At 71.1% G+C, this 18,185-nt stretch carries 19 protein-coding genes and 1 riboswitch; of the genes, 11 read left to right on the forward strand and 8 right to left on the reverse strand.

The window, feature by feature from the left end; genetic code table 11:
* The 5 genes from P2P98_RS12590 to P2P98_RS12610 all read right to left on the reverse strand — a co-directional run.
* A partial coding sequence (locus P2P98_RS12590) for a hypothetical protein (protein WP_275800247.1) occupies nucleotides 1-1,311 on the reverse strand: 1,311 nt, incomplete at its 3' end.
* Nucleotides 1,312-1,440: 129 nt separating this feature from the next.
* Nucleotides 1,441-1,764: an SMR family transporter gene (locus tag P2P98_RS12595; protein WP_058615280.1), complete on the reverse strand. Its 324-nt coding sequence runs from the start codon at nucleotides 1,762-1,764 to the stop codon at nucleotides 1,441-1,443.
* A gap of 10 nt (nucleotides 1,765-1,774) precedes the next feature.
* Nucleotides 1,775-1,839: riboswitch (guanidine-III (ykkC-III) riboswitch) on the reverse strand.
* Between the two features lie 63 nt (nucleotides 1,840-1,902).
* Nucleotides 1,903-2,763, reverse strand: a complete 861-nt coding sequence (locus tag P2P98_RS12600) for a CPBP family intramembrane glutamic endopeptidase (RefSeq protein ID WP_275800251.1) — start codon at nucleotides 2,761-2,763, stop codon at nucleotides 1,903-1,905.
* Nucleotides 2,760-3,485, reverse strand: coding sequence for a tRNA (guanosine(46)-N7)-methyltransferase TrmB (gene trmB / locus P2P98_RS12605; protein WP_058596570.1), 726 nt, complete (start codon nucleotides 3,483-3,485; stop codon nucleotides 2,760-2,762). The genes P2P98_RS12600 and trmB overlap by 4 nt, the downstream gene beginning before the upstream one ends.
* Nucleotides 3,486-3,541: 56 nt before the next feature.
* Nucleotides 3,542-4,375 (reverse strand): DUF3097 domain-containing protein, encoded by an 834-nt coding sequence (locus P2P98_RS12610; protein WP_058596569.1) that lies wholly within the window; start codon nucleotides 4,373-4,375, stop codon nucleotides 3,542-3,544.
* Between the two features lie 122 nt (nucleotides 4,376-4,497).
* On the opposite strand from P2P98_RS12610, the gene P2P98_RS12615 reads away from it, so the two are divergent.
* From P2P98_RS12615 to P2P98_RS12630, 4 genes are all read left to right on the forward strand, one after another.
* Nucleotides 4,498-6,531 carry a TPM domain-containing protein gene (locus P2P98_RS12615; protein WP_275800254.1) on the forward strand — a complete coding sequence of 678 codons (2,034 nt, stop codon included), beginning with the start codon at nucleotides 4,498-4,500 and terminating at the stop codon, nucleotides 6,529-6,531.
* Between the two features lie 91 nt (nucleotides 6,532-6,622).
* Nucleotides 6,623-7,378, forward strand: a complete 756-nt coding sequence (locus P2P98_RS12620; protein WP_058596567.1) for a PspA/IM30 family protein — start codon at nucleotides 6,623-6,625, stop codon at nucleotides 7,376-7,378.
* Nucleotides 7,379-7,444: 66 nt separating this feature from the next.
* Nucleotides 7,445-8,257: an arginase family protein gene (locus P2P98_RS12625; RefSeq protein WP_275800255.1), complete on the forward strand. Its 813-nt coding sequence runs from the start codon at nucleotides 7,445-7,447 to the stop codon at nucleotides 8,255-8,257.
* Nucleotides 8,254-8,709 (forward strand): Fe-S oxidoreductase, encoded by a 456-nt coding sequence (locus P2P98_RS12630; RefSeq protein WP_275800257.1) that lies wholly within the window; start codon nucleotides 8,254-8,256, stop codon nucleotides 8,707-8,709. The genes P2P98_RS12625 and P2P98_RS12630 overlap by 4 nt, the downstream gene beginning before the upstream one ends.
* Before the next feature lie 371 nt (nucleotides 8,710-9,080).
* On the opposite strand, the gene P2P98_RS12635 is transcribed toward P2P98_RS12630, so the two are convergent.
* From P2P98_RS12635 to P2P98_RS12645, 3 genes are all read right to left on the reverse strand, one after another.
* Nucleotides 9,081-9,545 (reverse strand): SIP domain-containing protein, encoded by a 465-nt coding sequence (locus P2P98_RS12635; protein ID WP_058596564.1) that lies wholly within the window; start codon nucleotides 9,543-9,545, stop codon nucleotides 9,081-9,083.
* Nucleotides 9,546-9,621: 76 nt separating this feature from the next.
* Nucleotides 9,622-10,332: a tyrosine-protein phosphatase gene (locus tag P2P98_RS12640; protein ID WP_058596563.1), complete on the reverse strand. Its 711-nt coding sequence runs from the start codon at nucleotides 10,330-10,332 to the stop codon at nucleotides 9,622-9,624.
* Nucleotides 10,329-10,817, reverse strand: a complete 489-nt coding sequence (locus P2P98_RS12645) for a carboxymuconolactone decarboxylase family protein (RefSeq protein ID WP_058596562.1) — start codon at nucleotides 10,815-10,817, stop codon at nucleotides 10,329-10,331. Before P2P98_RS12645 ends, P2P98_RS12640 begins: the two co-directional genes overlap by 4 nt.
* A gap of 151 nt (nucleotides 10,818-10,968) precedes the next feature.
* Here P2P98_RS12645 and P2P98_RS12650 point away from each other — a divergent pair, with 151 nt between their 5' ends.
* The 7 genes from P2P98_RS12650 to P2P98_RS12680 all read left to right on the forward strand — a co-directional run.
* Nucleotides 10,969-11,886: an alpha/beta hydrolase gene (locus P2P98_RS12650; protein ID WP_275800260.1), complete on the forward strand. Its 918-nt coding sequence runs from the start codon at nucleotides 10,969-10,971 to the stop codon at nucleotides 11,884-11,886.
* Between the two features lie 140 nt (nucleotides 11,887-12,026).
* A complete protein-coding gene (locus P2P98_RS12655) occupies nucleotides 12,027-13,538 on the forward strand; it encodes an ABC transporter substrate-binding protein (protein ID WP_275800261.1) in 1,512 nt (503 codons plus the stop codon).
* On the forward strand, nucleotides 13,535-14,485 hold the full coding sequence (locus P2P98_RS12660; protein ID WP_275800262.1) for an ABC transporter permease: 951 nt from the start codon (nucleotides 13,535-13,537) through the stop codon (nucleotides 14,483-14,485). The genes P2P98_RS12655 and P2P98_RS12660 overlap by 4 nt, the downstream gene beginning before the upstream one ends.
* Entirely contained in the window at nucleotides 14,482-15,351 is an 870-nt protein-coding gene (locus P2P98_RS12665; protein WP_058596558.1) for an ABC transporter permease, read from the forward strand. The genes P2P98_RS12660 and P2P98_RS12665 overlap by 4 nt, the downstream gene beginning before the upstream one ends.
* Nucleotides 15,348-16,208 carry an ABC transporter ATP-binding protein gene (locus tag P2P98_RS12670; protein ID WP_275800263.1) on the forward strand — a complete coding sequence of 287 codons (861 nt, stop codon included), beginning with the start codon at nucleotides 15,348-15,350 and terminating at the stop codon, nucleotides 16,206-16,208. Before P2P98_RS12665 ends, P2P98_RS12670 begins: the two co-directional genes overlap by 4 nt.
* Complete coding sequence (locus P2P98_RS12675; protein ID WP_275800264.1) at nucleotides 16,205-16,993, forward strand: ATP-binding cassette domain-containing protein; 789 nt, start codon at nucleotides 16,205-16,207, stop codon at nucleotides 16,991-16,993. Before P2P98_RS12670 ends, P2P98_RS12675 begins: the two co-directional genes overlap by 4 nt.
* Before the next feature lie 204 nt (nucleotides 16,994-17,197).
* The coding region (locus tag P2P98_RS12680) for a M4 family metallopeptidase (RefSeq protein ID WP_275800265.1) at nucleotides 17,198-18,185 on the forward strand (988 nt) is incomplete at its 3' end.

Raw genomic sequence — 18,185 nt, forward strand, 5'->3', positions numbered from 1 at the left:
GCGGGTCCAGAGCAGAAGGATCGCGACGACCTGCAGGACGAGGCACCCGACCAGGATCGCGGCACGGCGACGCGGGGTCGACGACCAGCGCTCGTCGGCCATCATCGGCGCCATCGGCATGAGCAGACGGAACGTGCTCTGCTGCGGGAGGAACACCGCGAGGATGTAGACCCCGTAGCTGAAGGCGTAGGAGACGACCATGAGCCCGAGTCGGCGGACCGGACGCGACCACATCAGCGCGAGGAAGGCGACGATCAGGGCGATGACCAGCACGATGCCGACGACACCGAGATGGGTACCCGCCTGGCGGAACCAGGGCGTGAACGGCGTGAACGCGTCGTTGCCGACGTAGTCGAGCCACCAGCCGAGCTCGGTGCGGATGTAGGCGTTGTGCGTCCCGGTCACGTACTGCGCGATGTGGTTCCACGACAGGCCCGCGATCGCGATCGTGCCACCGGTCACCATGAGCGACGCCCACTCGCGGACGGGGAACGGGTCGACGCGGCGACGGAGGAACCGAACCAGGAAGACGATCCCGAGAGCGAGCCCCAGGGCGAGGACGCCCGGCCGCGTGTACGCGGTGACGAGTCCGATGGGGAGGATCCACAGGTACATGCGCTTGATGGCGAGCAGCATCGCGCCGAACATCAGCGCCATGAACAGGCCCTCGCTGTAGCCGATCACGAAGAGGAACGACATCGGCGCGAAGGAGAAGAACACCACCGCCCACCAGGCAGGCTGGGGCTTGGTGACGGTGCGCAGCAGGAGGAACAGCAGCCAGGTGGCGCCGAGGCTCGCGCCGAGGCTGAGGAGCACCGCGATGGGCTGCCACCCGAGGCCCGTGGCATCCGAGAGAACGCGGACGAGTCCGGGGAAGACGGGCAGGAACGCCCAGTTGTTGGGGAGGATGTCACCCGACACGTTCATCGGGAGCGACATCGGGTACCCCTGCGCGGCGATCTGCCCGTAACGGTCGGCATCCCAGCCGGTGAGGTAGTCGAAGAAGGTGCCGAGGCGCTCGCTGTCGGGACCGAAGCCCCAGCGGGCGGCCTTCGCGATCGAGTAGAAGCCCCAGAGGAATCCGAAGTTCACCGCACGCGCGACGGCCCAGAGCAGCAGGACACGGGTGAACGATCCGCGCTCCACCGGCACCGCGCCCTGCGGCGGACGCAGGACGTCTTCGCCGTACTGCCGCAGAGCACGACCGATACGCGACCCGCGCAGCCGGTCGAGGCGGCGGTATCGGCTCGGTCGCTCAATGACGCGCGAAGGACGTGTCGGGGAGGCAAGCTCGCTCGGCGGTGCGCTCACTCGGAACCTTTCACAGAGGAAGATGTGGGCGAGTGACGACGGTGTCGGGCCCGGACAAGTGCAGTGAAGCCAGATCGTAGCGGATCAAACCGAACGTTCCATCCGGTTGACTTTCAGAAAAGTCCCTGGTCAGTGGGTGTCACTGACCAGCTTGAGGCCGACGACGCAGCCGACGAGCCCCAGCACGAGCAGCACCTTGACCAGCGAGAGCGCCTCCGCGCCCGTGGCCATCGCGAAGACGACCGTGAGGGCCGCACCGATCCCGACCCACACCGCGTACGCCGTACCGGTGGGAATCTCGCGCATCGCGAACGCGAGTCCGCCCATGGATGCCACGAGCGCGACGCCGAAGACGACGGTCGGCCAGAGCCTTGTGAATCCCTCCGAGCGGCCGAGCGCGGTGGCCCAGACCGCCTCGAGGATTCCGGATGCGATGAGAACGATCCACGACATGGCTGTGCTCCCTGGCCAGTCTTGTCGCGCTCCGGGTACTGATCCCTCGTCCGGGGACGCGATCGAGCGTCCTCCCCCCACGGTAGAGAACGCACCTGGGCAGCGCCCGTGCAGCGACGCCAGCACCCGGGACGCGCGTCAGAGCAGGAAGATGGATGCCGCCGACGGATTGTGCGCGTGAACGAGCACGCCGAAGACCACGGCGTCGAAGAGCAGGTGCACCGTCACGACATACCAGAGCGAGCGGGTCTTCAGGAAGAGGAAGCCCTGGACGATCGCGAAGGGCACGGTGAGCAGCGGCCCCCACGCCTGGTAGCCGAGCTCCCACAGGAACGAGACGAACACGATCGCCTGCAGGAGATTCGCGGTGAGGTCGGGGAAGTGCCGTCGCAGCAGCACGAACACCGTGCAGATGAAGAAGAGCTCGTCCCAGATGCCGACCGCGCCGACGCCCACGAACAGGCGCGCGATGAGGTCGGGGGTGTCCACGACGGGCCAGTTCATGTAGACGCCCGAGGTGATGAAGTAGAACGGCAGGATCAGGTACCCCAGCACGATCACCCCGGCGAGCCACGCCCACTGCCACCACGTCCACCGGCCGCCGCCGCGCCAGGGGAAGCGGATCGCATAGTCGCGGTATACGAAGCGCGAGACGACGTAGGGAACGACGACCGCACCACCGAGCGCGAGGGTGAACCGCACGAAGGCGGCGTTGTCGAGCTCGGCGTGCAGCGGGATCAGGCTGACGATGAACTGCCCGATCGCGACGAGCGACACGTCGCGGGCGATGCTGGGCTGCTGGCCACGCACGAGGGGAACTCCGGCGCGTCGATCGACGAGGATTCCGGATGCCACGGCGAGCGCCAGCAGCAGCCACCCGAGCCACACGATCTGGACGACGAACAGCACGGGGGCGGCGAGGCACACCAACAGCGCCGGGAGGAGCTTCGGCGTCCAGGTGGAACGCTCGCGCACCGGCACCGCGGTGTGCGCGGTCACGGGGAGACCCGCGTGTAGGTCAGGTCGCGGATGTCGCGGCCGACCCGGAGACCCTTGCGCTCGAAGGCGGTGAGCACACGGCCGTCGAAACGCTCGGCCCACTCCCCCGCGAACGCCCGCTCGAAGCCATCGGCCTCATCGAGCACGTCGCGCATCTGGTCGGCGTAGTCCTGCCAGTCGGTCGCGAGGCGGAGCGTGCCACCGGGGCGGAGCGCCAGCGCGGCGACGCGCGCGAAGTCGGGGGCGACGAGGCGCCGCTTCGTGTGCTTGTTCTTGTGCCACGGGTCGGGGAAGAACACCCAGAGCTCGTCGACGGATGCCGCGGGCAGCATATGCTCCAGCACCTCGGGGGCATTGGCCTCGACGAGGCGGAGGTTCTTCACGCCCTCGCGGTCGGCGTCGAGCATGGTGCGCGCGAGGCCCGCTGTGAAGACCTCGACCGCGAGGAAGTCGGTGTCGGGGTCGCTGGCTGCGGCCGAGACGATCTGGTGGCCCTGCCCCGAGCCGATCTCGACGACGAGGCGGGCCGAGCGGCCGTAGACCTGGACGAGGTCGACGGCACTGCCGGCCTTGACGCTCGTCGCCGCCGCGGCCCGCTCCACGGGCAGCAGGTAGAACGGCGAGAGCTCGGCCCACGCGCGGTCCTGCGCCTCGGACATGCGGCCGCTTCGACGCACGAACGACACCGGCTTGTCGCGGAAGACGGGGGCGGCGGCATCCATGTCGTCCAGGCTAGGCGAGCCCTCCGGTGTGTGCCGGACGGGCACCTTGCGGCCGCTCACGGGACGGTCACGAAATCGATGAGTTCCTCGACGCGGCCGAGCAGGGCCGGTTCGAGGTCGCGGAACGTGGTCACTCTCGACAGGATGTGCTGCCAGGCGCGGGCGAGGTCGGCCTGCTCCTCCGCGGGCCAGCCGAGGGCGCGGCAGACGCCGACCTTCCACTCGATCGAGCGGGGGACCTCGGGCCAGGCGGCGATCCCCAGGGCACGGGGCGTGACGCACTGCCAGACGTCGACGAAGGGGTGACCCACGATGCGCACGTGGGCGCCGTGCCTCCCCCGCGCGATCTTCTCGGCGATGCGCGACTCCTTGGAGCCCGGGACGAGGTGATCGACGAGCACGCCGTAGCGGCGCTCGGCGGTCGGGGGCTCGGCATCCAGGGTCTGTTCGAGAAGGTCGACGCCCTCGAGGAACTCGACGACGACGCCCTCGGCGCGCAGGTCGGCGCCCCAGACCTTCTCGACGAGCTCGGCGTCGTGCTTGCCCTCGACGAAGATGCGGCTCGCGCGCGCCGTGCGGGCGCGCTGGTCGTCGACGGCGAAGGACCCGGATGCCGTGCGCGTACGACCCTTCGCGGCGGCGGCCGGGGCGGTCAGCACGACCGGCTTGCCGTCCACGAGGAAGCCTCCGCCGAGGGGGAAGAGCCGGCGCTTGCGGAAGCGGTCCTCGAGTTCGACGTTCATGCCCTCGACGCGGGTCACGGCACCCACGAAGTCCGTGCCGGCGACCTCGACCACCAGATCGACGGATGCCGCCACCTGGGCGGGCTTCACTCGTCCGGCGTCGCGCCAGCCGCGGGCGAGCACATCGGTGCCGTAGCGGTCGTCCATACCTACCTCCGAGCATTCGAGCCTATGCGGCGCTCGTGTGCGCTGAGAGCGGACGCGCCGCTCCTACCCCGGTGTCGGAGGTCGTTTATAGAGTGGTCGGGTCCGCAGCCGAAGGGGGAGGGATGCGAAAGCCCGGTGCCGCGAAAGCGACGGTGGCTCTGCTCGTGCTGGCCGCGGGGGTGCTCGGGTGGCCGCTGTCCGCGGCGGCCGTCCCCCCGCCCGCGCTGGGGTCGAGCTACGTCCTCGATCAGGCCGACGTGCTGACCAACGCGCAAGAGGCCGAGGTGCAGTCCCGGTTGCTGCGGCTCACGAACGAGACCGGCTTCGACATGTGGGTCGCGTACGTCGACGAGTTCACGCAGCCCGAGGCGGCTGCGGACTGGGCCAACGAGACGGCGAACCGCAACAACCTCGGTCCGCACCAGTACCTGCTCGCCGTCTCGGTCGGCGGCCGCGCCTATTACCTGTCGGGCGACGTCGATGACGGCGCCCTGACCTCGACCCAGCTGGCCGACATCGAGCAGGACCTCGTCCAGCCCGCTCTCTCGAACGGTGACTGGGCAGGGGCGGCGATCAAGGCCGCGGACGGGCTCACGGCCGCCGAGCGTGCAGCTCCCGCTCCCGCCCCGCCGACGCCCGCCGGGAGCGGGCCCGACGTCGGGCTCATCGTCCTGCTCGTCGTGCTCGTGCTGGCGATCGGTGGCGGCCTGCTGTGGTTCGGGCTGCGCCGTCGGCGCGCGGCATCCGGGGGCCCGTTGTCACGCGAGGAAGACATCGACGATCTCGCGAAGAGGGCGGGGTCGGCGCTCGTCGCCACCGACGACGCGGTCAAGAACAGCGAGCAAGAGCTCGGGTTCGCCCGCGCGCAGTTCGGCGACGAGGCCGCAGCCCCGTTCGTCGAGGTCCTCGCGCAGGCGAAGGCCGATCTCGACCGTGCCTTCACGATCTCGCAGCAGCTCGACGACGAGACGCCCGAGAGTCCCGAACAGCGCCGCGCGGGGTACACCGAGATCCTCCGCCTGTGCGCGTCGGCCGATGAGGCCCTGGATGCCAAGGCGTCGGCGTTCGAAGAGCTCCGCGTCCTCGAGGCCGAGGCGCCCGAGGCGCTCGCGCGCGTGCAGGAGCAGCACGCCGCGGCCGCAGCCGCGCTCCCCGGCGCCGAGGCCGAGCTCGCGCGACTCCGCCAGCGCTACAGCGACGCCGCCCTCTCCCCCGTCGCCGACAATCCGGCGCAAGCCCGGGCGCGGCTCGACCTCGCCGCGCAACAGATCGCGACGGCCTCGACCGCCCTCGCCGCGGGTGACACGGGCGAGGCAGCCGTCGCCCTGCGCGCGAGCCAGGTGGCCGTCAGCCAGGCCGACACGCTCGAGAAGGCGGTATCGGCCCTGGCCGCCGACCTGGCGACCGCGGAGAAGCGCTGCGCCGACCTCGCGGCCGAGATCGACGGCGACATCGCCGCCGCCGGCGCCCTCCCCGACCCCGACGGCCGGATCGCGGGAGCCGTGGCGGCCGCGACGGCGCAACGCAACGCGGCGCGCGCCTCGCTCGGCGGGGAGCGCTCCGATCCCCTGGGGGCGCTCGGCACGCTCGAGAAGGCCAACGCGACGATCGACGCCGTTCTCGCCGAAGCGCGCGACGCGGCGGAGCGCCAGCGGCGCGCCGCCTCTCAGCTCGAGAGCACCCTCGTCCAGGCGCGCGCGCAGGTGTCGTCGACAGAGAGCTTCATCGCCGCTCGACGCGGAGCCGTAGGACCCACGGCCCGGACGCGTCTGGCCGAAGCCGGCGCCGCCCTCGTGCAGGCCGAGCAGCTGCGCGCGAGCGATCCGGTGACAGCGCTGACGCTCGCTCAGCGCGCGGTCCAGCTCTCCGGCGAGGCCGGCTCCCTCGCCCAGAACGACGTGGGCGGGTTCGGGGGCGGCTCCGGCGGCGGAACCGACATGCTGGGCGCGATTCTGGGCGGGATCGCCGTCAACTCCCTGCTCGGCGGGGGCGGTTCGCGCTCGCGCGGCGCCTTCGGTGGAGGGTTCGGTGGAGGCTTCGGTGGGAGCGTCCGCTCCGGCGGCTCCCGGTCGCGCTCCGGCGGTGGCGGCATGCGTTCGGGCGGCTCGCGGAGCAGCGGCGGCGGCCGGTCGCGCCGCGGAGGCGGGCGCTTCTGAGCCGCCGCCGCAAGCCGATCCCGGCCGTCACAGAAAATTCGTAGCATTCGACACCAGACTCGACATCGTCGCCCTAGGAAGGAACCCCCGCATGGCCAAGCAGTCCATCTTCGGTCGCATGACCACCCTCGTCCGCGCGAACATCAACGCGCTCCTCGACCAGGCCGAGGACCCGCAGAAGATGCTGGATCAGCTCGTCCGCGACTACTCCAACTCGATCGCCGACGCCGAATCGGCGATCGCCGAGACCATCGGCAACCTGCGCCTCCTCGAGCGCGACCACCAGGAAGACCGCCAGGCCGCCGCGGAATGGGGCAACAAGGCCCTCGCCGCGAGCCGCAAGGGCGACGAGCTCCGCGCGTCGGGCAACATCCCCGAGGCCGACAAGTTCGACAACCTCGCCAAGATCGCCCTCCAGCGTCAGATCACCGCCGAGGGCGAGGCCAAGGCCGCCGAGCCGACCATCGCCGCGCAGACCGAGGTCGTCGACAAGCTCAAAGACGGGCTCAACGGCATGAAGACCAAGCTCGAGCAGCTGAAGGCCAAGCGCAACGAGCTCACCGCGCGGGCGAAGGTCGCCGAGGCGCAGAACAAGGTGCACGACGCCGTCCGCTCGATCGACGTCCTCGACCCGACGAGCGAGCTCGGCCGCTTCGAAGACAAGATCCGCCGCCAGGAGGCCCTGGCCGCCGGGAAGCAGGAGCTGGCGGCCTCGAGCATCGACGCGCAGTTCAACGCTCTCGAAGACGTGGGCGAGCTCACCGAGGTCGAGGCGCGCCTCGCCGCGCTCAAGGTCGGCGGCCCGCAGCGCGCCGCGATCGACGCCCCGAGCCCCGACCAGGTCTGAGCTGTTCCGAGAGTGCATCGTCCGGCCCGCCGGGCGGTGCACTCTCGGTCTCTTCCGGAGGTACCCATGGCGCGTTTCATCGTCGCTCCGCAGTGGCAGGGCTCTTCGTCTTCTCGAGCGATGCAGCTCATCGACGGAGCCGAGGCGATCGCGGGCGACCTGCCGCGCGCCTCCACCACGGTCCTCGACGCCGTGCCCGAGGCCGGCGACGCCCAGGGCACCGCCGTCCACCGGCTCAGCGCGCTGATTCGGATGCGCGAGCGGATCGAAGACGCCGTCCGCGCGAGTGCCGATCCCGCGATCGTCGTCGGCGGTGACTGCGGCGTAGCCCTCGGCGCGATCTCCCCCGTCGCGGCCGACGACCTCGCCGTGGTCTGGATCGACGCGCACGCCGACCTGAACACCCCCGCCTCCTCCCCCAGCGGCGCGTTCCACGGAATGGTTCTCCGGGCGATCACCGGCGAAGGCGAGAACCTTCACCGCCTCGAACCCGGGATCTCGCCGTCCCGGATCGTTCTCGCGGGAACGCGGGCTCTGGATGCCGAGGAGCAGCGCTTCATCGACGAGCACGGCATCCGTGTCATCGCGCCAGACGCTCTCGCCGACCCCGAGGTGCTGGCCGAGGCGGTGCAGGCGACCGGAGCCTCCCGTGTCTACGTGCACGTCGACCTCGACGTGCTCGACCCGGCGGAGATGACCGGAGTCGCCCTGCCGGAGCCCTTCGGTGCGCGCACGACCGACGTCGTGGCATCCCTTCGTCGCCTGCGGGAGCGGGTGCCGCTCGCGGGGGCCACGCTCACCGAGTACTCGCCGTCGTCGCCCGCCGCCGCCGTCGACGACCTGGGGACGATCCTCCGGCTCATCGGGGCCTTGGCGTGAGCCCGATCCCACGGCCGCCTGCCGGATGGCGAGAGCGCGCCGACCGGGCTGTCGCGCGCGGACGCTTCTGGGACCGGTTCATTCCCGGTTTCCTGCTCGACTCCCCCGTCAGCCGCGTCGGGTACTGGTACGGCTGCACCGTCGGATGGGTGTGGGGATCCCTCTGGAGCACCGGTCGCGTCGAGAAGCGCCACGGCCTGTGGGTGTTCCGCGGGCTGCCCTCGTGGGCGTATCCCCGCGGCGGCGTCTGCGTCGGCGGGTGCTTCCTCACCGGCGACGCCCGCCCGACCGACACCGTGCTCGGCCACGAGGCCGTGCACAAACGCCAGTGGCAGCGCTACGGCTTCCTCATGCCGGTCCTCTACGCCCTCGCCGGCCGCGATCCCTTGCGCAACCGCTTCGAGATCGAGGCGGGCTTGGTCGAGGGCAACTACGTGCCGCCCGGCAGCTGAGCCGCGCGGCGTCGCATCGGCGCGGTGCCGGCGCCGCCTCGCGCTTCGCCGCCCCTGCGCTCAGCGCGCCGGCGCACGGCACCGCCGCCGGACGCGCATAAACGCCATCCACTCACAGAAACACGGGCGCAGCGCGTTTATGCGCGCGGATCGCGTTTATGCAGCGCCGAAAAGCGCGCGGCACGCCGACCGCGCGCCGACCCAGCACTCAACAGCCCCGTGCGCCGCCGTACGACGCTGCACGCGCATAAACGCCATCCGCTCACAGAAACACGGGCACAGCGCGTTTATGCGCGCGGATCGCGTTTATGCCGCACCGAAAAGCGCGCGGCACGCCGATCACGCGCGAGCGAGCCGATCCTCGGCCGCGCTCAGCGCGCGGTCGCGAGGCCGAAGCGCTCGGGCGTGTGGATCGACTGCGCGTCGACGCCGTGGCGGGCGACGAGCTCGTCGACGATCTCGGCCGTGCCGAGGTATCCGCCCAGCAGGAAGATGCGGGTGTCGTCGTCGTCGCAGCACAGCATCTCGCCGGCCCAGCCCGAGACCGCACGGACGAGCGCCTCCCCCGCGGCGCAGCAGCGGCCGGTCCCCGGCGCGCCACCGCGGCGGGAACGATCGAGCCAGGTCAGGGTCATGCGCGCGGGAGCCGCGATCCGGCCGATCCACGACGCGTCGGGGACCTCGACGAACACGCGCCCCGTCGAGCAGATCGGCAGCGTCGCCAGCAGTGCCTCGAGCTCGGCGAGAGAGGTCTCGTCGGCGGTCACGAGGTGCTGCACGCGGGTGTGCCGCGACGCGCGACAGGCGGCGTCGTTGTGCTCGGAGGGGAAGGACATGATGCCCCTACTATACCCGCGAAGAAGGGTTGCCTAACCTGAGTTCCCGCTTTGTATCGCGACGTCGAAGCATCGCTCAGTCGATCAGGACCTCGCGCAGGCGTCGAAGTTCGTCGTCGCTCATCCCGTGGGTACGGAGGTAACCCGCGGGTGAGCCGTACTCGCGGTCGAGGCGCGCGAGCAGCGCCCGCATCACGGGCGCCGGCGAGCGGGTGGCCAGGGCCTCGGCGTTGACGTTCTCGGGATGGAACGCCCGGATCGCCCGCAGCACGGCGGCGTTGCGCTCGGGTGGAAGGAGGGCCTCGGTACGCGCGTAGTCGGCGACCACGGCCTCGCGGTCGACGCCCGCCGCCGCAAGCGCGATCGCGACCGTCACCCCGGTGCGGTCCTTGCCGACGGTGCAGTGCACGAGCACGGGCTGGGCGCTCAGGATGCCACGCACCACCGCCACGACCCGGTCGGCGGACTCGTCGACGATCGCGGCGTAGAGCTCGTCGAGGGTCACGTCACGGGCGAAGAACGAGTCGACGGACCCGAGGAACAGCGGCTCGTGCTGCACCTCCACGGGCAGATCGTCGAAGCGGCTCGGGGCGTGGGCGAGCTCGGTCTCGTCGCGCAGGTCGATGACGCGGCGAATCCGCAGCGAGCGCAGCGTGTCGATGCCGTCGTCGTCGACCGCGACGAGATTGCCGGAGCGGAAGAGGACGCCGGCTCGCGTCCGGCCGTCACCCGCGGGCAGCCCGCCGACGTCGCGGAAGTTCGCCGCCCCCGAGACCAGCGACGTCACGCGGTCTCCCCGTGGTGGTGAGCCGCGCGCGGCGGGACGGGGTATCGTCCCGCGATCGCCACGCGGTTGAACGCGTTGATCGCGACGAGGATCCACGAGAGCGCCACGTACTCGGCTTCGCTCAGGATGCCGCCCGCCTGGTCGTAGACGTCGTCGGGGATGCCGTCCTCGTGGATGAAGGTGAACGACTCGGTGAGTTCGAGAGCCGCCCGCTCGCGCTCGTCGAACACGCCGGACTCCCGCCAGGTGGCGATCTGCGCGATCACGTCGGCGTCGAGGCCGGCCTTGACCGCCGCATCGACGTGCACGCGCACGCAGTACGCGCAGCCGTTGAGTTGGGAGGCGTGGATCTGCACGATCTCGCGCAAGCGCGCGTCGATACCGGCATCGGCGGCGAGCCGCCCGACGGTGCTCGAGAACGATCGCAGCGCGGCGTACGCCTCGGGGGCCTTCTTCGACAGATGAACGCGCTTCTCCTCACCCATGGCCACAGCCTACGGCGACCTCACCCTGTCCGGTCCCCTGTCCCTGGACGCGCGGTGGGAGCTTGGCGGGCGCGGCGAGTAGCGCAGCGCGCGGGGAAGGGAGTCGGACGCGCGGTGGCGGCCCGCGGGCGCGGGTGGGAGGGTGGATGCCATGCCCGAGGTCGACGAGTTCTCGTTCCTTCCCGCCCAGGCCGCCGAGGCCGGTCGCCCGACACCGACCGTCGAACGCGTGCAGTTGACGCTCGACGACGGTCGCGTGCTGAGCGGCCTGCGGTGGGGCGACGCTCCCCCCGCGGTGACGCTCCTCCACGGCGCGGGGCTGAACGCCCACACCTGGGACACGACGCTGCTGCACCTCGGGCTGCACGCGCTCGCGCTCGACCTTCCGGGGCACGGCGACTCCTCGTGGCGCGACGACGCCGCGTACGTCGCCCGCGTCCTCGCCCCCGACGTGGTGACGGCCATCGAGACGTGGACGGAGGGACCGCAGACGCTCGTCGGCCACTCGCTCGGTGGTCTCACGGGCGCCGCGGTCGCGGCATCCCGTCCCGATCTCGTCGCACGACTCCTCGTCGTCGACATCACGCCGGGCATCGACCCGAGCGGCGGTCCCGCGCAGCTGCGGGCGTTCTTCGCCGGCCCCACCGACTGGGCGTCGCGCGACGAGCTGGTGGAGCGCGCGCTGTCGTTCGGTCTGGGCGGTTCGCGCGCCGCCGCGGAACGCGGGGTGTTCCACAACTCACGCGTACGGCCGGACGGGCGGGTCGAGTGGAAGCACCACTTCGCCCACCTCGCCGCCGCCGCGGTGAACGCCGGGGCGGATCCCTCGACCCCGGATGCCGTGCGCGCGGTGCTCGCGACGACGGGCTGGGACGACGTGGCCCAGGTCACTTCCCCGATCACCCTCGCCCGCGGCGAGCGCGGGTTCGTGACCGCCGACGACGCCGACGAGCTCGTGCGGCGCGTGCCGACCGCCGACGTCCGTGTCCTCTCGACCGGACACAACGCCCAGGAGGAAGACCCCGCCGGTCTCGCCGCCCTGATCCGCGAGGTCGCGTCCGCGCAGTGACGTCCTGCGCGGCGCGTCATCCCCCGTCGCGCGGCGTCATCAACGGCGTGCGGGGAATACGGGTGAAAGTAGGCTGTTTGCACCCCTGCACGGCATCCACAGCACTCGGATGCCTTCGGCCTGCGAAAGGACATCCCGCAATGCTGCGCCGCACCGCCCTCGCCACGAGCGCGCTCCTGATCTCAGCCCTGCTGCTCACCTCGTGCACGGGCTCGAACACCACGCCCGGCCCGACCGGCGAGGCCGACCCGAACGCCACTCTCACGGTGCGCCTGTCGCTCGAGCCGTCGAACCTCGACATCCGCCACACCAGCGGAGCCGCCCTCGAGCAAGCCCTCGTCGACAACGTCTACCAGGGCCTCGTGACCCGCAACGGCGACGAGAACAACGCGATCGTGCCCGCCCTGGCCACCGAGTGGAACGTCTCGCCCGACGGTCTGACGTACACGTTCACGCTCCGTCAGGGCGTCACGTTCCACGACGGCAGCGCGCTCACCGCCGACGACGTCGTCACCTCGCTGCAGACAGCGAAAGACGACGCGACGGTGCAGAACAGCACCGATCTCGCGAACGTGGCATCCATCTCCTCCCCCGACGCGTCCACCGTCGTCGTCACGCTCGCGAAGCCCAACATCGACTTCCTGTTCGCGCTGACGGGTCGCGCGGGCCTGATCTTCAAGAACGGCGACACGACGAACCTTCAGACCGCCGAGAACGGCACGGGTCCCTTCCGCGTCGCGTCGTGGAACACGGGACAGAGCCTCACGTTCGCCCGGTACGACGGCTACTGGGGCGACAAGGCGGGAGTCGCCGAAGTCGTGCTCGACTACATCCCCGACCAGAGCGCAGCCACCAATGCGGCGGTCAGCGGCGACGTCGATGTGGCGCTCGAGATCGACCCCGACCTGCAGGGCCAGATCGAGGGGACCGGCAATTTCACGATCGAGTCCGGGCTCACCACCGACAAGGGCACCCTCGCGTTCAACAATCAGCGCGCTCCCCTGAACGACCAGCGCGTGCGCGAGGCCCTGCGTCTCGCGGTCGACCACAACGCCCTCGTCGAGACGCTGGTCACGGCACAACCGCTGAACGGTCCGATCCCGCCGCTCGACCCCGGCTATGAAGACCTCACGGGCAGCGTGTCGTACAACCCCGATCGTGCGCGCGAGCTCCTGGCCGAGGCGGGCGCTGAGAACCTCAACCTGTCGCTGACGATCCCGAACGTCTACCCGAGCACTCTCGCGACCTTCCTCGTGTCGTCGTACGCCGACGTGGGAGTGACGCTGCAGGTCAAGCAGGTCGACTTCTCGACGTGGTTGACCGACGTATACACGAACCACGACTACGACCTGAGCTTCGTGCGCCACGTCGAGGCGCGGGACTTCGGCAACTGGGCCGACCCGACCTACTACTTCGGCTTCGACAACGCCGAGGTGCAGCGCCTGTACGCGGAGGCCCTGGCGAGCACCGACGACCAGCAGTCGTCCGATCTCCTCGCCGAAGCCGCACAGATCGTCGACGATCAGGATGCCGCCGACTGGCTGTTCCTCTCGGCCCCGCGCACGGCGGTGGGCACGAACGTGTCGAACTTCCCGAAGAACTCGCTGAACGTGCGCCTGCCCCTCGCGGGCGTGACGGTCTCGTCGGAGTGATCCGCTACGCGCTGACACGGCTGGGCCTGCTCGTGCTGGGCCTGGCCGTGGCCAGCGCGCTGATCTTCCTCTCGCTCCGCGTGCTCCCGGGCGATGTCGCCCAGCTGGTCGGGGGCACGCAGGCGAGCCCCGAGCAGGTCGCCGCGTTGCGCGAGAGCCTCGGGCTGAACGTCCCGCTGTGGCAGCAGTACCTCGACTGGATCGGCGGACTGCTCCGCGGCGATCTCGGCAGTTCGCTGCTCACCGGGACGCCGGTGATGACCGAGCTCGTCAGCAAGGCGCAGGTGACCGTGCCCCTCGCGGCGATGTCGCTCACGGTGGCGCTCGTCGTCGGCATCCCCCTCGGAGTGCTGTCGGCCCTGGGCCGTCGGCACGCGGGCGGGACCGCGATCAGCGTGGGCGCCCAGGCTCTCGCGGCCGTTCCGGTCGTGTGGGCGGGCATGATGCTCGTCGTCGTGTTCGCCGTCTGGCTCGGATGGCTCCCGCCGCAGGGCTTCCCCCGCGCCGGCTGGAGCGACCCGGCGCCCGCCTTCCGAGCGCTCGTGCTGCCCGCGGTGACGATCGGCGTGGTCGAGGGGGCGATGCTCCTCCGCTTCGTGCGGAGCGCGACCCTGCAGGCGCTCGGCCAGGACTACGTGCGCACGGCGGCCGCGAAAGGCCTCACCCGGACGCGGGCACTGCTGCGCCACGGCCTGCCCAACGTGGGCCTGTCGATCATCACGGTGCTCGGCCTGCAGGTCGCCGGCATCATCGTCGGGGCCGTCGTCATCGAGCAGCTGTTCACCCTCCCCGGTGTGGGACGCATGCTGGTCGCCGACGTCGCGGCGCGCGATCTGCCCAAGGTGCAGGGAGAGCTCCTCGCACTGACCGGTTTCGTGCTCGTCGTCGGCTTCGTCGTCGATCTCGTCCACCGGCTGATCGACCCCCGGCAGAGGGAGGCCTCGTGAGCACCCTCAGGCGCCTCTGGGCCCTCGGCACCGGGAGATTCGGCATCCTGATCGTCGTCTCGCTGATCGTCGTCGCCCTCGTCTCGCTCGTGTGGACGCCGTTCGACCCGGCCGCCGTCGACGCGCGTGCGCGCTGGTCGGACCCGTCCTGGCCCCACGTCCTCGGCACCGACAACAACGGCCGCGACATCGCGAGCCTGCTCATGGCCGGGACCCGCACGACGATCGTCGTCGCGGTGGGTGCCGGTGTCGTCGCCTCGGTGCTGGGCATCGCCCTCGCCGCCCTCGGCTCACTCACGGCGCGGTGGATACGCGAGAGCGTCGCGGTGCTCGTCGACATCCTCATCGCCTTCCCCGTGCTGATCATCGCGATGATGATCTCGGCCGTCTGGGGCGGCTCGCTCGCCGTCGTGATCTGGGCCGTCGGGATCGGCTTCGGCGTGAACATCGCGCGCGTCACCCGACCTGAGCTGCGACGCGTGATGCAGAGCGACTTCGTTCTCGCGGGGCGCGCGAGCGGGCTCACGACGTGGCAGAACCTCACGCGGCACCTCCTCCCGAACGTCGCTCCCGTCTTCATCGTGCAGTTGTCGTGGGGCATGGCCGTCGCCGTGCTCGCGGAGGCGAGCCTGTCGTACCTCGGCTTCGGTGCCCCGCTCACGCAGCCCTCGTGGGGCGTGCTGCTCAACGACCTGCAGGCCTACATCGCCGTGCATCCGCTGACCGTGGTGTGGCCGGGGCTCGCGATCACCCTCACCGTTCTCGGACTCAACCTGCTCGGAGACGCGCTGCGCGAGGCCGCCGACCCGACGCTCGCCGAGCGCGCGCCCGCCGCTCGCACGCATGTGCCGGGGGTGGTCGCGTGAGTCTCCGGGTGACCGACCTCCGTGTCGAGATCGGCGGTCGCGCCGTCGTCGACGGGATCTCGTTCGAGGTGCCCGACGGCGCCCGCGTCGGCCTCATCGGCGAGTCCGGTTCGGGCAAGTCGCTGACGGCCCTCGCGATCCTCGGGCTTCTCCCCGACGGCGCTCGCGCCACCGGCAGCGTCCGCTGGAACGACCGCGAGATCCTCGGCCTTCCGGATCGCGACCTCGCGAGACTGCGCGGCGACGACATCGGCATGGTGTTCCAGGAACCCCGCACCGCTCTCAACCCCCTCCACACGGTCGGCCGCCAGATCGGCGAGTCCGTCCGCATCCACGAGCGGGTCTCGCGTCGTGAAGCCCTTCGGCGTGCCGTCGCCGAGGCCGGGCGCGTGGCGCTGCCCGACCCCGAGCGCATCGTGTCGCGCTACCCGCACCAGTTGTCGGGCGGTCAACGCCAGCGCGTCGCGATCGCGATGGCCCTCGCGTGCCGGCCGCGCCTGCTCATCGCCGACGAGCCGACTACCGCTCTCGACGTGACCATCCAGGCCGGTGTCCTCTCGCTGCTGCGCGAACTGGTCCAGGATGCCGGGATGTCGCTCGTCTTCATCACCCACGACCTCGCGGTCCTCGCGCAGGTCGCGACCCACGCGGTCGTGCTCGAACACGGGCGCGTGGTGGAACAGGGCGAGGTCTCGGAGCTGCTGCGCGCACCGTCGTCCCCGATCACGCAGGCCCTGCTGCGGGATGCGACGGCGACGCTGTGGCATCCGGAGCATCCTGGTCGGGATGCCGGGACCCCGGACGATCCGCCCACGTCCGCGCACGGCGAAGGTTTCGCGGACGAGGAGGCGCCGTGAGCGAGACGCTGATCCACGCGCGCGGCCTGTCGCGGAGCTACCCCGCACCCCGCCGCGGCTTCGGCCGGCCCGAACGCACGGTCGGTCTCGACGACGTCGACCTGACGGTCCGCGCGGGCTCCGCCGTGGGTGTCATCGGCGAATCGGGATCGGGCAAATCGACGCTCGTCCGCCTGCTGCTGGGTCTCGACGTGCCGACGACCGGCACCGTCGAGGTCGACGGTCGGGCCGTCGACGCGCGCGGGTCGGCCCGGTCGCTGCACTGGCTGCGGCGGGCGACGGGCATCGTCTTCCAGGATCCGTACGCCTCGCTCGACCCTCGCATGAGCGTCGGCCGGATCGTCGGCGAGCCGCTCTGGGCGCTCGGCATCGAGGGCGACCGGCGAGCGCGCGTGCGCGAGGTGCTCGAGCAGGTCGGTCTCGATGCCGGCATGGCCGCGCGCTTTCCGCACGAGTTCTCGGGCGGTCAGCGGCAGAGGATCGCCCTCGCGCGCGCGATCGTGCACCGCCCGCGCATCCTCGTCGGCGATGAGCCGCTGTCGGCGCTCGACGTGACCGTGCGCGCACAGATCCTGCGGCTGCTCGGCCGCCTGCGCGCGGAAGAAGACCTGACGCTCCTGCTCGTCTCGCACGACATCGGTGTGGTGCAGAACGTGTGCGACCAGGTCGTCGTCATGAAGGACGGCCGCGTCGTCGAGCAGGGACCGACCGAGAAGGTGCTGTTGCAGCCCCAGGCCGCGTACACGCGGCAACTGTTGGCATCCGTTCCGACGCTTCCGCGCTGAGCGCACGGGTCACTTTGGCGCCACGCGCGAGGTCGGGCACCTGGGCGTGCCTGCGACCGAGGCACGAGAACCGCGAGAGCCGACCCGTCCTCGTCTCGTCCCGTGCTCGGGGCGACGGATGCCGCGCCCCGGCGCCCGCGGACTCTTCGCGCAACTGTGGACAAGGGATGTCTCAACGTCGGAGGTCGGCGCTAGCCTCGGCGCATGATCCCCGGAATCGTTCCCCCGTTCCTTCTCGATCGGCTCGCCTCGACCGACGACCCCCGTCTCGCGCGAGCGGCCGCCGCCGCGCGGAAGACGCTCGCGATGCCGCGGCCGCAGCGTGCCACCCGTCGACGGCTGCGCCTGTCGATCGACGGCGATGCACTCGTCGCCGAGGCCGTGCCGGCGCCCGACCGGGTGATCTCCGACGCCAGGAACACCGAGAATCTGCCCGGGCGCCGGGTGCGCAGCGAAGACGAGCCGCCCTCCGGCGACAGCGCCGTCGACGAGGCATACGACGGCCTCGGGGCCACGTACGACTTCTTCTGGGACGCCTTCGCGCGCGATGGCATCGACGCGGCCGGTGGCTCGCTGCTCGCGACCGTCCACTTCGGGGACGACTACGACAACGCGTTCTGGAACGGCGAGCGCATGGTCTTCGGCGACGGCGACGGCGAGGTGTTCGTGGGGTTCACGCGATCACTGAGCGTCATCGCGCACGAGCTGGGGCACGGGGTGACCGAGGCCGCCGGGGGCCTCGAGTACCAGGGGCAGTCGGGTGCGCTGAACGAGTCGCTGTCGGACGTGTTCGGGGCACTCGCCGAGCAGCACCACCGCGGCGAGCGGGCCGACGAGGCGTCGTGGCTGATCGGGTCCGGCATCTTCGCCGAGGCCGTCCAGGGCGAGGCGCTGAGGTCGATGAAGGCGCCGGGTACCGCGTACGACGACGACGTCCTCGGCAAGGACCCGCAGCCGGGGCACATGCGTGACTACGTCGAGACCGACGACGACAACGGCGGTGTACACATCAACTCCGGCATCCCCAACCGGGCCTTCTTCCTGGTCGCGACCCAGCTCGGCGGGTTCGCGTGGGAGCGTGCGGGCCTCATCTGGTACCGCACCCTGACCGCCGGAACGCTCTCGCCCACGGCCGACTTCGCCGCGTTTGCCCGCGCCACCCTGGCCGCGGCGGCGACCGAGTACGGTGAGG

The organism is Microbacterium sp. Kw_RZR3, assembly GCF_029222405.1.
In the GTDB taxonomy this organism is placed as follows: Bacteria; Actinomycetota; Actinomycetes; order Actinomycetales; family Microbacteriaceae; genus Microbacterium.

Bases quoted from the DNA above. Each gene is read 5' to 3' on its own strand.
- P2P98_RS12595 (WP_058615280.1), bottom strand. From the start codon at position 1,764: ATGTCGTGGATCGTTCTCATCGCATCCGGAATCCTCGAGGCGGTCTGG.
- trmB (WP_058596570.1), bottom strand. From the start codon at position 3,485: ATGGATGCCGCCGCCCCCGTCTTCCGCGACAAGCCGGTGTCGTTCGTG.
- P2P98_RS12610 (WP_058596569.1), bottom strand. From the start codon at position 4,375: ATGGACGACCGCTACGGCACCGATGTGCTCGCCCGCGGCTGGCGCGAC.
- P2P98_RS12615 (WP_275800254.1), top strand. From the start codon at position 4,498: ATGCGAAAGCCCGGTGCCGCGAAAGCGACGGTGGCTCTGCTCGTGCTG.
- P2P98_RS12620 (WP_058596567.1), top strand. From the start codon at position 6,623: ATGGCCAAGCAGTCCATCTTCGGTCGCATGACCACCCTCGTCCGCGCG.
- P2P98_RS12625 (WP_275800255.1), top strand. From the start codon at position 7,445: ATGGCGCGTTTCATCGTCGCTCCGCAGTGGCAGGGCTCTTCGTCTTCT.
- P2P98_RS12635 (WP_058596564.1), bottom strand. From the start codon at position 9,545: ATGTCCTTCCCCTCCGAGCACAACGACGCCGCCTGTCGCGCGTCGCGG.
- P2P98_RS12645 (WP_058596562.1), bottom strand. From the start codon at position 10,817: ATGGGTGAGGAGAAGCGCGTTCATCTGTCGAAGAAGGCCCCCGAGGCG.
- P2P98_RS12650 (WP_275800260.1), top strand. From the start codon at position 10,969: ATGCCCGAGGTCGACGAGTTCTCGTTCCTTCCCGCCCAGGCCGCCGAG.
- P2P98_RS12655 (WP_275800261.1), top strand. From the start codon at position 12,027: ATGCTGCGCCGCACCGCCCTCGCCACGAGCGCGCTCCTGATCTCAGCC.